Here is a 13022-nt window from a genome sequence, read left to right as displayed (position 1 = left end):
GGAGTCGATCGACAAAGCCACTCGGTCCTTGCCGCAGCGGGCGAGCGCTTCAAAGATCGCCTGCCAATGTCCGCGCTTAGCCCAGCGATTGAACCGATTGTAGATCGTCGTGTAAGGGCCATAGTCGGACGGGCAATCGCGCCAGCGTGCGCCGCACTGGAGCATGTGAATGATACCGCTGATAATGCGTCGATCGTCTTGGCGCGCCGGGCCGGTCTGGTTCGTTGGCAGATGCGGCTCTATCTGAGCCCACTGCTTGTCGTTGAGCCAGAACAGTCCTTTGCGCATCGAAGTCCCCCGTGCCGAATCAACTTGGCACCAGGGAATCAGAACTCGCTAATTAGGTACAGACCCTAGTATTCGGGCTTGGAAATATCATACTACAAACTACTGAGTGAAGTCGGCGCGTTCAAGCAGAAGCGCTTTTCGAGTTGTTGTTTCGAAGACGCATCGAGTGTCCCATCTCTATCGCTTGCTTCCATGTTGAAGGCGCTGACGTGCACGTGGAAAATCAGGTTTGTCACGCGAATAAAGATCCAGATGACAGAGGACAAATTCGCGTGTAGTTCCGGTTCTTATCTCAAAGAGAAAAATCCGCTTGAATGGTTGTCGATGACCATTGATATGGTAATGGGAAGCAGTTGCGTCTTCGCCAAAAACAAGACGCTCCAGGCAGATGTGCAAAGCGAAATCGGAGAACACGTGGCAAAAAGCACCAAGCGCAAAGAGTATAGTAAGGATGACGTCAAGCTGCTCAAGGCGCACTCAAAGGCCCGCACCCCTGTAGCTAGGGTTTCAAAGCTTATGAAGCGATCCGAGGGCTCTCTAAGACAGAAAGCACGTACCTTGGGGATTGGCTTGGGTCACCAGCGCTGATATCCGCCTTAATGTTCGGAAATTGACCGGCGTAATGATCGAGACGGCAAGGCGGCTTACGACCGCCAGGCCACCCGATCGCTTCAGGTGCCTGCGCCCAAGGGTCAGCTCGCGCCATGAACGAGCTGACCGATTTCCTGATAGACCGGCTCACTTGGCCTAAAACTCGTCGAGTCATGGTTTTAATCAGGGACTGATAAGCCCGACTCGTTCGTCTCATAGTGCGGCTTACATCGGTCAATATAGATTTATCGAGCCCGGAAATACGGTCCGCGAGCGTGCCGGCGGATCATCATCCCGGCCGGTAGACGTCATTCGGCGCTGAGCTATCTCCCTCTCCCTCCATCCTTATCGCGGCGCGACTACTGGAACCCTAGTTGCCCCGAAGAGGGAGCTTGGCCCGAGTCCGTGGGTGCCGGCATGTCGGCCTACAGCATTAGCGGCCTGCGGCTGACGCAGATCGCTCCGATGATGCTGCGGGCCGGCAAGGCGCAGAAAGAAGGGAATAGCCGCGGTCCGGCCTATGGCGACAACATAAAGGAACTCCGGCAGGAGATGTGCGTCGAGTAGGCGCAGAAGCGTACAAGTATTTTGTATGTTCATGCGTAGCCGCCTCGGCATCCTCTTGTATGCGGGATTTGTTATGAGGTGGGCAAGAGCGGTGGTGAACCTTGTTCATCGTCATCATCGAGACCGTCGATTGGCCGCCACGACTGCCGCGCGCGGACAGCGCGGCGGCCGCGGTAGACTCGATGGTGGCAATGAGATTTGAATTGCGTGCCGCACTCGCTAGCAGCAGGCCGCATTTGCGGTAAGATCGTCCGTATCCAGAAACGATTGAATCTGACGTCCTTAATTCGGGAGCTGCTCCTTGCTGCACTTTCGATATGTTGCCTCAGGCAATTTTAAGCGTGTCGCCGCCGATTTCGCGGTTGCAAGGGCAGAGCTCATCCGTCTGTATCGCATCCAGAACGCGTAACGTGTCCGTCGGGCTGCGGCCGACATTGAGGCTTGTCGCATAGACATGCTGGACCGTGTTCTCAGGATCGACGATGAACGTGTAGCGATGCGCGATGCCATCACGCGATCGCACTCCAAGGCCATCGACCAGTGCGCCCTTGGTGTCCGCAAACTGCCAGATCGATAGACGGTGCAGATCCTTGTGCTCACGCCGCCAAGCGAGCTTGCAAAACTCGTTATCGGTCGAGCCACCAAGCACGATTGCATCGCGATCGGCGAAATGCTTGGACAGGCGAGCAAACTCAGCGATTTCTGTTGGGCAGACGAATGTGAAATCCTTCGGGTAAAAGAAGATGACTTTCCATTTTCCGGGGAAACTCCTCTCAGTCAACGTCTCGAAGGCGCTCTGCCCGTTCTCCTCTGGCAGGTGAAACCCGGGCTTCACGCCTGTGATGTCGAACGGCGGCAACTTACTTCCAATTCCAGGCATATTGTCCTCACAGCATCGCGTCACACGGAAACAGCGTTCCGCGACTGGCAAAGCAAGCGATATGCCACCCCGCTGATGGCAAGTCCCATCATGCCGGTCGTGGAACATTCGCCTTTGATGATGGCCGTGTCCTCGGACCCTATCTGCACCGTGTGGTCTCCTCAATTGACTGGGCCCGGCATTCCCGTTGCGCGCTCCTTCGCCCGCCTCTCGCAGGGGAATCCACGCGCCCCGCTTTGTCGGTTTTCTGTCAGAGCCCTTGCCGCTGTCGGGTCCACCACAGCTTCCGGTCTCGGGCGCTGCGCTATTAGTCAAGCCTAATCAGATGCTTAACGCGCGTGCGAACGAATGGCACGCCAGTTGCTAACTGAATGCAGCAACAAGGAGTGAGGGCTGAGGGCACGCCGACGCCGATGGCGAGCGATGGCCTCCTTCCCGAAACCCGTGTGCCCACGTTTCTGAGAGAGAAACAGCCTCGCGCGTTCGGCGCGCAAAATTGGCAATCGGTTGATGGAGAGCAACATGTCTTCGCTGAGACAAATCGCGTTTTATGGCAAGGGTGGCATCGGCAAATCGACAACGTCGCAAAATACGCTGGCGGCTCTTGCTGAGCTGGGCCAAAGGATTCTCATCGTCGGCTGTGATCCCAAAGCGGACTCGACTCGCCTCATCCTGCACGCCAAAGCGCAGGACACCATTCTGAGTCTGGCGGCGAATGCCGGCAGCGTTGAGGACCTCGAAATTGAGGACGTCATCAAGCTCGGCTACAAGGACATTCGATGTGTCGAGTCCGGCGGTCCAGAGCCGGGGGTCGGGTGCGCCGGAAGAGGCGTGATCACTTCGATCAACTTTCTGGAGGAGAATGGCGCCTATGAGGACATCGACTACGTCTCTTACGACGTGCTGGGCGACGTCGTCTGCGGCGGCTTCGCGATGCCTATCCGCGAGAATAAGGCACAGGAAATCTACATCGTCATGTCCGGCGAGATGATGGCCATGTATGCCGCCAACAACATCTCCAAGGGTATTCTGAAGTATGCGAATTCCGGCGGCGTGCGCCTCGGCGGCCTGATCTGCAACGAGCGCCAGACCGACAAGGAGCTGGAGCTGGCAGATGCTCTTGCCAAGAAGCTCGGCAGCCGGCTGATCTACTTCGTGCCACGCGACAATGTCGTGCAGCACGCGGAGCTGCGCCGCATGACTGTGCTGGAATACGCGCCAGAGTCCAAGCAGGCGGATCACTATCGCAATCTCGCGACCAAGATCCACAATAATGCGGGACAAGGCGCCATCCCGACGCCAATCAGCATGGACGAGCTCGAGGATATGCTCATGGAGCACGGCATCATCAAGCCTGTCGACGAGAGCCTGGTCGGCAAGACCGCCGCCGAGCTCGCCGCTGTTTCGGCATAGTTCATCTTGTCGGCCTTCTCGACCGGGGAAGGCCGACATCGTCAACTGCGGGACCTTTATGATTGGCACACAAAGCGAATTTGCCAATACAGTGTCATCTACTGTATCAGCAGCTCACGTCGCCGAGCAGCGCGATGCGAGTGAGCTCTACGGGCTTCTGACCGGGCGCCATCCAACAGAAGTCGACATCAGCGACGATAACGATTTCGATCGCCATGTGCTCGCTTGCGTTCTCGCCGCATCCGCTATGGATGGCGGCCAACTTCCCGAACGGGCCGGCTTGACTAACCAGGAGCTCGATGCGCTGTTGGTGCAATACTTTCCATCGACGCCGATCAGGAGTTGTACCTGGCGCGAACAGTCCGCGTTACCGGCTCCTGACGAGACGATTATGGTGCGAGACCTCCTGCTTGCGCAACGTTCCACTCATGGAGAGGTCGGCGGCTGGCTCGCGACGATGATCGCGCGGCGCGCCATGGAGCCTAATCACCTGTGGGAAGATCTCGGTCTGCGGGAGCGGGACGAATTGTCCCGCCTCCTGATGCGCCATTTCGGGCCGCTGGCGGCTCGCAACACCAAGAACATGCGGTGGAAGCGCTTCTTCTATCGCACGCTATGCGAAGATGACGGTCTGGTGATGTGTACCACGCCGGTCTGCACGGAATGCAATGATTTTGATCTTTGCTTCGGCGAGGAGAGCGGGGAGAGCCGGATGGCCGGACGCCGGCGGGATCATCTGCGTCGTCTCGATGACTCCGTCCAAGCCATCCGAAGTTCGCAGGGCTGAGCTCATATTGGATGCCCGCTCCTCGGCGCGAGTCCCGGTGTATCGGACCAGCTTTCGGCCAACGGTCACATGACCGGACTGAGGGTTTGAAAAGACACCGGGTAAACAACTTCGCGCAGGCAGCCTAAGCAGGACGCGGCGGCGCCTGATCATCGGGCTTGATAACTGGTGGATGCGACCGTCACATTTACCGCCCAAACGTTCTATGTTGACGCGCGATCGAGGCCAACATCCGCCCTCTCGATCGCGCCCGCTGACTTTTTACGAACGACGACTTGTGGTTGGACGACCGGATGGCTCAAGAATCCTCTTCGATCAGCGCCGGGATGCACGCGCCTTTCCCTGAAGTGTTGCAGCTTGAGGTCAGGCCCGAACCGTTGCCCGGCTGCCAAGCTTCCAAGCTCGGCGCCTGCCTTCAGCTCGGTCGCAAGCGCACCGGACCTGGCGCTCCGCCGTTTCCACCCTGGCGGATTTGCGACACACCGGACTAATCTGAAATTCGACGTCATTCACAAGTTCTCGGGAATTCGAGCGGTTTGGCACAGCAGTTGCTGTACAGCTTCCGGAATAAACCTACGGAGCCGCTGATGGCGTTAGCTGCCGCAATCACCGCGCCCGACAAAGATCAGTCGAGGTCCATAGTCCTTAATGACACCACCTTGCGCGACGGCGAACAGACACCGGGCGTGGCCTTCGCGACACCGGAAAATGTCTCGATGGCGCGTGTCGCTGGCCGCGGCCGGAGTCACGGAGATCGAGGCCGGCACGCCGGCGATGGGTCAGGGAAGAGATTGCCGCGATCCGAGCGGTCGCCGAAGCTGGCCTCGCGGCCACGATCATCGGCTGGTGCCAGATAAAACCCGCGGATGTCGATGCGGAGATCGAGGCCGGTGTTTCGGTGGTAATCCTATCGATTCCATCGTCGGACGCGCAGATTGCGGAGAAACTCGGTGGCGCCGTTTGGCCGTGCTGGAGCGGGTGAAGCGCGTCGTGGCCCACGCTCGCGACAAGGGACTGGGTGTCGCGCTAGGTGGCGAAGACTCCTCGCGTGCCGATGTCAACTTCCTGATCGACCCACCGCATTGTGATCGGCGAGCATTCAGAGCTTGCCGCTATCACTTCGCTTTTGTCCGACTTGCAGCTTTCGGTCACCGCCGACGAAACCCAAACCATTCTCGCGCGCGTTCGCAAGCATGCCGTCGAGCACAAAGGCCCGGTTTCCGAGGAAACGGTGGTGGCGATGTGGCGCGACATTCATGAGAGATCGCTCCTCAACGGAGGGCGATCAGGTGGTCAGCCATGCGCTTCGCGCGATCAGGTTGGAACATTCGGGCCAGGACGGCTTCTGGTCGCGGATCTAGATGGAGGTTGAGAATGACGACGGACGGGATCCTTTCGCAATTGAACAAGGCCTCCGCGGCAGAGGAGTTTTTTGCACTGCTCGGCGTCGAGTACGATGCGAAAATCATCGACGTGGCGCGGCTTCATATTCTGCGTCGCATGGGTGAATATCTCGCGGGCGAGGAGTTTACCGGTGCATCCGATCCCGACATCGCCTTGCGTTGCAAGGCCACGCTCGAGCGCGCCTATGCCGATTTCGTCACGTCCTCCCCGATCGAACAGCGCGTGTTCAAGGTCTTGAAGGATGCGGCCGCACCACAATCGAACAAGCATCCAGAATTGGTGCAGCTCGGTTCTTTGGAGTGAATTCAGTTTATATCGTGCTCTGGAGCGTGAAGGTTCAGAGAACCTGCCAACCACCCAGGGCGCCGAATTCAAACGCAAGTTGCAGTTACGGCCGCGGGTCCGCAGCTTGGACACTCGGCTCCCTAAGAGCCAATCACGGCTCAGCGCTGATATTTCCGTCGTTTCAGCTGGTGCCCATGGTGCACCTATCTCCTGCAATTGTACGCCGGCAGCGGGGAGCACATATTTGGCGAGGTAAGAGCACCAAGATGCGGATGACTGTCTTCTGTCGCATTCTGGACATAGGTCCAGCACCGTGTCGAATGTTCCGATCCTCGTGAGAGGCTGCCAATCCGATTTCCTTCAGTAAGATTCTGTATTGGCGGTCAATTTTCATCGTCTGCGCAATTGGTACGGCAATTGCTGACATTTACTCAGCTAGTCTGGAGAAACGAATGCACATCTTGGTCCGCATCGAGTTTGTTTTTGACGCCGCGCAGTTTCGCGCGCGCTGCCTGTCGACACAATGATACGTCGCGACGCCAAAGCGATGGTTGCATATTCCGGCCCGGCTGAGCTGAAAGCTGCGCTTGATCCGCGCCAAAGATTCGTCGACGAAATCACTCCCGCTGGCCGATCTATGGCCGAGGTTTTCCGGGCGGCGCCCTTGCTCTCCGGCGCTGGTCGCGCGGCGCCGTTGACGGGCGGCTTCACCGCCGGCCCTCGTGCCCTCGCCAAGAGTTGCGGGCGTGTCGCTGCAATCGAAAATATTGCGAGGGCATTCGGAGTAATGGATCGCGTTTTTACCGGCAAGCTCGCGGCCGGCAATGGGACCAGCCGAGCCTCTGGCAGGTCCTCGGTCTGTTCCAGCTCGGTTGCATCTCGAAGATGAGGGGGAACAATCGATCGGATCGAGTGACCGCGCGGTTGCGTGCCTCACTAGTTCCATTGCCAAACGGTGACCCAGAATGCCGAACCGGGAAAGAACGCCCAAGCGCGTGCTTCCTGGCTCGTCGATCAAGGTCCAGCAACGGGTGTCTGGGCCCCGCGCTGCTGCCAGGCAGTGTTGAAAAAATGGCGGCGGGCACGCGGCCGAACTTTAACTGAAGCAATCTTCACCCGCGAATTCAAAGCTGGAGGCGGAGCACGCTTCGCTGGCGAGCCGCTACTGAACACGGATGGGAGTACAGATGATGAGCACCGCACCCAAAAGCGCAGCTCCGGCCCCGGGTGGTGGTCGCGCGGCGACCAAGAGGGAGCTGCCCGAACGATTCAAGGCTTATAGGCACGTCTGGGTCTTCATCGAGCAGGAACGCGGGATAGTGCACCCCGTCTCCTGGGAGCTGATGGGTGCCGGCCGCCGGCTCGCCGACAAGCTCAACGTTGACCTCGCCGCGGTTGTCATCGGCCCGGTCGGGGAGACAACGCAGCAGGCGGTCGCCGAATCCTTCTGCTACGGCGCCGATCTTGCCTATATCGTCGCGGATGATCTCTTGGCCGATTATCGCAATGAATCCTACACCAAGGCCCTGTCAGAGCTGGTCAATACGTACAAGCCGGAAATCCTACTCCTAGGGGCAACTACACTGGGCCGCGACCTCGCCGGCTCAGTGGCCACCACACTGCTCACCGGTCTAACCGCCGACTGCACCGAGCTCGATGTCGATGCCGACGGCTCGCTTGCAGCGACCCGGCCGACGTTTGGCGGCTCACTATTGTGCACGATCTACACACTGAACTATCGTCCACAGATGGCAACCGTCCGTCCGCGCGTGATGCCGATGCCCGAGCGCGTGACCGGCGCCGTCTGGCGCGTCATCTCGCATCCGCTCGGGCTTGTAGAGGAAGATATCGTCACAAAAGTGCTGTCGTTCCTCCCGGACCGCGATTCTACAAAGTCCAACCTTGCCTATGCCGACGTGGTCGTCGCTGGAGGGCTCGGTCTGGGATCGCCTGAGAACTTCCAACTGGTACAGCAGCTCGCGGACGTGCTTGGCGCCGAATATGGCTGCTCGCGGCCGCTGGTCCAGAAGGGCTGGGTCACCGCGGATCGACAAATCGGCCAGACCGGGAAAACCATTCGGCCAAAGCTTTATATCGCGGCCGGTATTTCCGGCGCGATCCAGCATCGCGTTGGCGTGGAGGGGGGCGACCTCATCGTTGCCATCAACACGGACAAGCACGCTCCGATCTTCGACTTCGCCCATATCGGCATCGTCACCGACGCCATTCGACTGTTGCCCGCGTTGACCTCTGCATTCCGCGCGCAGCTGTCGCCGCACTCGCACGACCGCATCGCTGGCTAGGGGAGCTTGTTATGATCGAGGAAAGATTCGACGCGATCGTCGTCGGTGCTGGGATGGGCGGAAATGCGGCAGCGCTTACCATGGCCGAGCGGGGCCTAAAAGTGCTGCAGCTGGAGCGCGGCGAGTATTCGGGGTCGAAGAACGTGCAAGGCGCCATCCTCTATGCCGACATGCTGGAGAAGCTGATCCCGAATTTCCGAGAAGATGCACCGCTTGAGCGGCATCTCGTCGAGCAACGCTTCTGGATCGTGGACGAGCGTTCGCACACGGGGATTCACTATCGCTCCGATGATTTCAACGAGGAGAAGCCGAACCGCTACACCATCATCCGCGCGCAGTTCGACAAATGGTTCTCGCAGAAGGTCCGCGAGGCCGGCGCCACGGTGCTGTGCGAGACCACGGTGACCGAGCTCCTCCAGGATTCCCATGGGAGGGTCGTCGGGGTGCGCACAGACCGAGATGGGGGTGAAATCCATGCAGATGTCGTCGTGCTGGCCGAGGGGGTAAACGGAGTGCTCGGGACGAGTGCGGGCTTAAGAGGGCGGCCGAAACCGGACAAGGTCGCACTCGCGGTCAAGGAGATGCATTTCCTGTCGCGCGAGACAATCGATGCTCGCTTCAATCTCAAAGGCGACGAGGGGCTCGTCATCGAAGCCGCCGGAACCATCTCCCGCGGCATGACCGGTATGGGCTTCATCTATTCCAACAAGGAATGCATATCGCTCGGTATCGGCTGTCTTGTTGCCGATTTCCAGCGTACTGGCGAGACGCCTTACGGCCTCCTCGAGGGCTTCAAGCGTCACCCGTCCGTCGCGCCGTTGATCGAGGGTTCGGAAGTAAAGGAATATTCCGCGCATTTGATCCCCGAAGGTGGATACAGAGCGATCCCGCAGCTTTGTGGTGAGGGCTGGGTTGTTGTCGGAGACGCCGCCCAGCTCAACAACGCCATCCATCGCGAGGGGTCCAATCTGGCGATGACGTCGGGCCGTATCGCCGCGGAAGCGATCTGTCTTATCAAATCGCGAAATGATCCGATGACGGCCAAAAATCTTTCGCTTTACAAAAAACTCCTGGATGAATCCTTCGTGATCAAGGACCTGAAGAAGTACAAGGATATGCCGGCACTGATGCACACCCACTCGCAGAACTTCTTTCTCACATATCCGCAGCTCTTCTCCAAGGCGATGCAGGATTACGTGCGCGTCGACGGCACACCAAAGCTTGAGAAAGAGAAGCTGATGCTGAGCTCGTTCATCAAGGCGCGGTCGTGGAGTGGATTGTTCAGCGATGCCCTGCGCATTGCCCGGGCCTGGCGGTGATCATAAACCAAAGACAACGACGAACGACGGAGCCAGAAACAATGCCGAGCGAGCCATCCCGACGTGTCGAAGACAAACTATTCTACAACCGCTATCTCGTTGATTCCGGCCGCGCCCATATCAAGGTGCGGCCGCACACCACACCTTCGTCGCGGCTCTTATCGATGCTGAAGGCCTGCCCTGCACGGTGCTACGAGCTCAGCGATAAAGGTCATGTTGAGGTGACAGTCGACGGGTGTGTCGAGTGCGGCACCTGCCGGGTGATCTGCGAAGAAAGTGGTGATATCGAGTGGAGCTACCCACGTGGCGGTTACGGTGTGCTATTCAAATTTGGTTAAAGCTCGGGGTAGGGGCTGATTGGCAGGCTGCGGCGTTGTGGCGGTACAACGAGATCACGCGCGAGTTTGAGATTTCAGCTGATTCAATCGAGTCCCGATCTTTCCATCTACCGGGCGGGCCCTTCCCAGGTTCCGCTACAATATGCCCGGAGATACCCGAAGCGAGCCGGATCCGAAACAGGGCGCAACTCATTGGCGGGAATAGGTCGTCCATCTCGGATCGACCGATCGGGTTCTCTCCCCAAAATCTCGCGAGTTTCGTCCTTCTTGGAGTTCGCGGCGATCCGCCTGCCGCCACTGCCTCGCAACGCTGCCTATCACCTCAAACGGAACGCTGGAAGCAGGATTTCGCTTCGCCATAGCCGCCGACCCGACAACGTGCCATCGAGCGCCTTGTAGACTAGACAAGCACGGCGGATCACAAAATTAGCGATTTGCGACTCTTCCGCGCGACCGCCGGGTTGCGCATCGTCAGGCGGGCTGCGCGCATGCAGCACACAATTTTGCCCTTTCATTCGCCTGTATCGCCGGGGCATATGGTCGGCCGGAGAGCATGACGATGGTTGGATTACAAAAGAGCAGGGCAGCCGCTAACGCGCGGCGGGCAGAGGCACGCCGTGAGAGTTCGGTGGGCGACATCCAGGCCCGCATAGCCGAACTGAGAAGCTTGCCGCGCGAGAAGCTCGCGGATGCGGTGTTCATGCTCTCGATGAATGCAAGACGGCAGGGCGAGTTGATACGACATGCGATCGAGAAGCGCGCCGAGGTCGACTTGGACTTTGATCCGCCGCCGAATGCTGATTTCGCGACCTATCTCGCAAATGATGTGGTCTCGACCTTACGCCACCACGTTGCTGACCTTCCGACCTTGCTGAACCTGTTGGTTGAGCGAGCGCCTGACGTCTGCTTCACCGTCGATCGGGAGGAGGCCGTTTCGCTACTGGCCGCAATCATTCGCGAACAGGGGCTCGAAGGAGTCCTTGAAGGCCTCTAGGCTCGCCGGGCTCCTGAACCAGCCAGCGAAGGATCGCCATGCCGGGATCGGTTTGGAAGCGGATTTGAGAGGAGCTGCCGAGCGTGCGTGAGTGTCCAGGGCGCTTTGAGGGACAGTCAAGATTGAATGTCCAGAGCGGATGGGGACGTCAGAAAATCTCGGCGCCTGCTTGCGAGGTCAAAACCGCCTCGAAATCCGCGGCGTAGCTCCTTTGTCATCCGTTTCCCGTTTATCGCTGGCGCGGAGCCGCTATGCACGTCCGGTCGCAGTCCCCGGCCGCGTCAAGCTCGGCGACCTTCGCGTTAGCGAGGACGAGATCCGCATTCTGAGCTTTCATGTTCAGTTGCAGGGCGCGTTTGCCCGCTGGCGGATCATGGAACCGTTCGCTAACAGCCATGCAAGGGAAATCACGGCAGGACACGTGACCGAGCCGCGGCGATGTGCCAAAGCGGCGAAAGGCGGTCGCTCAACTCGGTGAGGCGTCCTGGTGAAATCGACAGCCCTTGTTTCGGTAGTCGCTGGCTGCGCCCTGGGGCGGCGAGGCAAGGCTGGCAAATATTCCGCGAGCAAGTCGAGAATAGCAGAAAAGCTGAGTGGCGGCCCACTGCAAATTGGACGAAAGGGCCTTCTTGGGTGGCGCTGGATCGTCGACATGAACGCTCCGCCGAGCGTCTGCCATAAACCCCCTATCCTTGCTCGAGGCCGGGAAATACGCCGAACTCGCGTCGGCTATTCGCTGTCTTCGCGAGCCGCACCGGCTTTCGCCGAACGTCGTGTCCACGAGCACGCCGAAGACACAGCCGAAATCCGCAGCTGAGTACGGCCGAACGGCGCGTCCCACGTCAATGCCGGCCAGGTCGGTCAGTAGGCCTGCTCAAACCCCACGAAGGCGCCTCACGCGCTGCGGCCAGCGGCACGTCAGTGACCTGCTGCAATAATCTGAAAGCATCCGATCGCAACTTCCATCACGATCAGCACGACTATAACCCACTCAAGACGCAGCGAGCGCCGTGTGTCGATAATGTCCGTCAGTGCGTTAGCCGTTCCGGAGATGGCCGACAGCTTGCGCTCAAGCATCTCAAGACGCTCCTTCAGTTCGTATTCGTCTTTCAGACGCGCATAGAGCCGCTCGAGTTCCGGCTTCTCCCAGAGTGCGTCGGGCTTTTCGGCAATCGCGATGCGGCCCGCGACGCGCTGCTCGACCAGGAGCGCATTGCCGATCAGTTGGAGAATGCCCTTGCGGCCCCGCGGCGTCCGGCCGCGCTCGGCCAGTTCGCGTGCAAAGGGTTCGATCACGTCGAACACCGCGGCGACACGGCGCTCATCTCGCTCCAGCGCCGTGCTCTTGGCTAGCGTATCGGCGATCAGCAGCAGCCGATCGTCACTAAAATTTCTAAGACAAATCCGCCCGCCCGGCAGGATGACCTCAGCGCTCTGCTCGTTGCAGAGCTGCGCCTGCGCGCTATCCTCCTCACAGGAGGTGAGTTCACCGATGACGCGCGGTATCAGGGTTTCGATCAGAGCGGTTTCTTCGGAGGGCGACAGCCCGATGAGCACTACAACGCCATAGCGGAAGACCACGGCAAGGCCCGCATGAATGCGGAAAGCGACCGGCGTCGAGGACACCAGCGTACCGATTTCCAGAGCCGACGGGTTGATACGATCCCCGAGCATGACTGCCCGAATGCGCAGCACCGAGGCGGCCGCCGTCTGTCCGGAGACCACAGGCTTACCGGGCGTAAGTTGATCCATGTTCACTTTAGCATCCGGTTTGGCGCCACTGCGACGCGATAGCGTTCCCCCAGAAACACGTCCAGAACTTCGTCGCAGAGGGTGCAGCGGACTTTGCCGGG

General features: G+C 59.2%; 12 protein-coding genes and 1 pseudogene. 10 read left to right on the top strand and 3 right to left on the bottom strand.

What is annotated here, in order from left to right:
• A partial coding sequence (locus IVB36_RS15500; protein WP_247391693.1) for a transposase occupies positions 1–288 on the bottom strand: 288 nt, incomplete at its 3' end.
• A 252-nt stretch (positions 289–540) separates the two neighbouring features.
• On the opposite strand from IVB36_RS15500, the gene IVB36_RS15495 reads away from it, so the two are divergent.
• The gene (locus tag IVB36_RS15495; protein WP_247299032.1) at positions 541–876 is read left to right on the top strand and encodes a hypothetical protein; all 336 of its coding nucleotides are present in this window, start codon (positions 541–543) and stop codon (positions 874–876) included.
• Positions 877–1296: 420 nt separating this feature from the next.
• Positions 1297–1446: a hypothetical protein gene (locus tag IVB36_RS15490; protein ID WP_247299031.1), complete on the top strand. Its 150-nt coding sequence runs from the start codon at positions 1297–1299 to the stop codon at positions 1444–1446.
• 325 nt (positions 1447–1771) lie between these two features.
• On the opposite strand, the gene IVB36_RS15485 is transcribed toward IVB36_RS15490, so the two are convergent.
• Positions 1772–2326 carry a peroxiredoxin gene (locus IVB36_RS15485; protein ID WP_247299029.1) on the bottom strand — a complete coding sequence of 185 codons (555 nt, stop codon included), beginning with the start codon at positions 2324–2326 and terminating at the stop codon, positions 1772–1774.
• 522 nt (positions 2327–2848) lie between these two features.
• Between IVB36_RS15485 and nifH the strand changes: the two genes are divergently transcribed.
• The 8 genes and pseudogenes from nifH to IVB36_RS15445 all read left to right on the top strand — a co-directional run bounded on the left by nifH (position 2849) and on the right by IVB36_RS15445 (position 11169).
• Positions 2849–3739, top strand: coding sequence for a nitrogenase iron protein (gene nifH, locus IVB36_RS15480; protein ID WP_026233535.1), 891 nt, complete (start codon positions 2849–2851; stop codon positions 3737–3739).
• Between the two features lie 58 nt (positions 3740–3797).
• Positions 3798–4526 carry a nitrogen fixation protein NifQ gene (locus tag IVB36_RS15475; RefSeq protein ID WP_247392084.1) on the top strand — a complete coding sequence of 243 codons (729 nt, stop codon included), beginning with the start codon at positions 3798–3800 and terminating at the stop codon, positions 4524–4526.
• A 587-nt stretch (positions 4527–5113) separates the two neighbouring features.
• A pseudogene (locus tag IVB36_RS15470) lies at positions 5114–5781 on the top strand (hypothetical protein); the annotation flags it as partial.
• Between the two features lie 119 nt (positions 5782–5900).
• Positions 5901–6233 carry a nitrogenase stabilizing/protective protein NifW gene (gene nifW / locus IVB36_RS15465; RefSeq protein WP_018458226.1) on the top strand — a complete coding sequence of 111 codons (333 nt, stop codon included), beginning with the start codon at positions 5901–5903 and terminating at the stop codon, positions 6231–6233.
• Between the two features lie 1172 nt (positions 6234–7405).
• A complete protein-coding gene (locus tag IVB36_RS15460) occupies positions 7406–8518 on the top strand; it encodes an electron transfer flavoprotein subunit alpha/FixB family protein (protein ID WP_247299025.1) in 1113 nt (370 codons plus the stop codon).
• Between the two features lie 11 nt (positions 8519–8529).
• Positions 8530–9837, top strand: coding sequence for an FAD-binding protein (locus IVB36_RS15455; protein ID WP_247392082.1), 1308 nt, complete (start codon positions 8530–8532; stop codon positions 9835–9837).
• 41 nt (positions 9838–9878) lie between these two features.
• Positions 9879–10175 carry a ferredoxin family protein gene (locus tag IVB36_RS15450; protein WP_083926516.1) on the top strand — a complete coding sequence of 99 codons (297 nt, stop codon included), beginning with the start codon at positions 9879–9881 and terminating at the stop codon, positions 10173–10175.
• Positions 10176–10803: 628 nt separating this feature from the next.
• On the top strand, positions 10804–11169 hold the full coding sequence (locus tag IVB36_RS15445; protein ID WP_247392078.1) for a hypothetical protein: 366 nt from the start codon (positions 10804–10806) through the stop codon (positions 11167–11169).
• A gap of 918 nt (positions 11170–12087) precedes the next feature.
• Here IVB36_RS15445 and IVB36_RS15440 read toward each other — a convergent pair.
• The gene (locus IVB36_RS15440; protein ID WP_247392090.1) at positions 12088–12921 is read right to left on the bottom strand and encodes an RMD1 family protein; all 834 of its coding nucleotides are present in this window, start codon (positions 12919–12921) and stop codon (positions 12088–12090) included.
• Between the last annotated feature and the right edge of the window lie 101 nt (positions 12922–13022).

Origin of the sequence: Bradyrhizobium sp. 35 (assembly GCF_023073215.1) — a bacterium.
Taxonomy (GTDB): domain Bacteria; phylum Pseudomonadota; class Alphaproteobacteria; order Rhizobiales; family Xanthobacteraceae; genus Bradyrhizobium; species Bradyrhizobium canariense_D.
This window is presented reverse-complemented; position numbering and strand designations above follow the sequence as displayed.